This window comes from Pantoea sp. Pa-EAmG (assembly GCF_030024295.1).
Classification (GTDB): domain Bacteria; phylum Pseudomonadota; class Gammaproteobacteria; order Enterobacterales; family Enterobacteriaceae; genus Pantoea; species Pantoea dispersa.
The window spans coordinates 1-2,176 of sequence record NZ_JASEWO010000326.1; the positions used below are offsets into that span (position 1 = coordinate 1).

At 52.0% G+C, this 2,176-nt stretch carries 1 protein-coding gene; it reads right to left on the bottom strand.

Features of this window, described 5'->3' with window-relative positions:
* Window positions 1-77: 77 nt before the first annotated feature.
* Window positions 78-1,922 carry an RNA polymerase sigma factor RpoD gene (gene rpoD / locus QMM04_RS22290; RefSeq protein ID WP_034828348.1) on the bottom strand — a complete coding sequence of 615 codons (1,845 nt, stop codon included), beginning with the start codon at window positions 1,920-1,922 and terminating at the stop codon, window positions 78-80.
* Window positions 1,923-2,176 lie beyond the last annotated feature (254 nt).

Here is a 2,176-nt window from a genome sequence, read left to right on the forward strand (position 1 = left end):
TGCAGGAAAAAGGGCTGACGCCGTTTTGAAGGCAATAAAAAACCCCGGCAAGCCGGGGTTTTTCGTCTTAACGAGGATTAATCGTCAAGGAAGCTACGCAGCACTTCGGAGCGGCTTGGGTGACGCAGCTTACGCAGCGCCTTGGCTTCGATCTGACGAATACGCTCACGGGTAACGTCAAACTGTTTGCCAACCTCTTCCAGCGTGTGGTCGGTGTTCATATCGATACCGAAACGCATACGCAGGACTTTCGCTTCACGTGCAGTCAGACCCGCCAGCACGTCGTGGGTGGCTGAACGCAGGCTTTCTGAGGTAGCAGAATCCAGCGGCAGCTCCAGCGTGGTGTCTTCGATAAAATCGCCCAGATGTGAATCTTCATCATCACCAATCGGCGTCTCCATAGAGATCGGCTCTTTAGCAATTTTCAGCACTTTGCGAATCTTATCTTCTGGCATCAGCATACGCTCAGCCAGCTCTTCCGGCGTTGGCTCACGGCCCATCTCTTGCAGCATCTGGCGCGAAATACGGTTGAGCTTGTTGATGGTCTCAATCATATGCACCGGAATACGGATGGTACGTGCCTGGTCGGCGATAGAACGGGTGATAGCCTGACGAATCCACCAGGTCGCATAAGTTGAGAACTTATAACCACGACGGTATTCAAACTTATCAACCGCTTTCATCAGGCCGATGTTACCTTCCTGAATCAGATCGAGGAACTGCAGACCACGGTTGGTGTATTTCTTCGCGATAGAAATAACCAGACGCAAGTTCGCTTCAACCATCTCTTTCTTCGCACGACGCGCTTTGGCTTCGCCGATCGACATGCGACGGTTGATGTCTTTAACCTGCTCGATGGTCAGGCCGGTCTCTTCTTCAATCTGCTGCAATTTCTGCAGTGAACGCGTCACATCATCTTCAACTTCAAGCAGTTTTTCTGACCAGGGTTTATTCATGGCCAGCGCCGCTTTGAACCAGCTTGGGCTGGTTTCGTTGCCGGTGAACAGGGTGATGAAGTTCTTCTTCGGCATTTTGCAGATTTCAATACACAGCTTCATGATCAGGCGCTCTTGCGTACGCACGCGCTCCATCATGACGCGCATACTGTTCACCAGGTAGTCGAATTGCTTCGGCACCAGGCGGAACTGTTTGAACACTTCAGACAGGTTATTGATTTCTGCAACGGCATCAGCGTGGCTGCGGCCTTTGGCTTTGATCACGGTACGGGTGGTTTCGTACTGGGTGCGCAGATCGTTGAACTTCTCGCGCGCCAGTTCTGGATCGATGGAGTTATCATCGTCAGAGCTGTCGTCGTCGCCATCTTCGTCTTCTTCATCGTCGTCGTTACGGTCTTCTTCAGACAGTTCAGAACCCACGTGAGTGGCGGTTGGCGCGATATCTTCTTCCGCGTTCGGGTCAACAAAGCCGGTGATCAGGTCAGACAGGCGAGATTCGCCCGCTTCCACACGATCGTACTGATCGAGCAGATAGGTGATGGCTTCCGGGTATTCGGCAACTGAGCACTGAACCTGGTTGATACCGTCTTCGATACGCTTAGCGATGTCGATTTCGCCTTCGCGCGTCAGCAGCTCAACGGTACCCATTTCGCGCATATACATACGCACAGGGTCAGTAGTACGGCCAATTTCAGATTCAACGCTAGAGAGTACCTGCGCGGCAGCTTCTGCGGCATCTTCGTCAGTATCAGTACTGTTCTCATTCAGCATCAGATCATCGGCATCAGGCGCTTCTTCAACAACCTGAATACCCATGTCGTTAATCATCTGGATGATGTCTTCGATCTGATCGGAGTCGACGATATCTTCCGGCAGATGGTCATTGACCTCAGCATAGGTCAGATAGCCCTGCTCCTTACCACGGGTGACAAGCAGCTTAAGCTGTGACTGCGGGTTTTGCTCCATAAGACGGTATCCACACTTCTGTTAATTAGATTGGTGTCGGTCGGCAGCGAGCCAACTATAACAGTGAAGGCGTTGTTCTTTTGCCGCTGCCTTCAACGCGGCCAGGGTATCGACCCTTCATATATCGGCACTTAAGCCGCTTGAGTTCTTTCTTAGCGGGCCTGGCTTACTCGCCGACGGCCCTCGTACGGTGTGCTTGAAAAAAGCGAAAACCGTACACCCAAGTCAGAATGTGTGCTTTCACAGCCTTCACA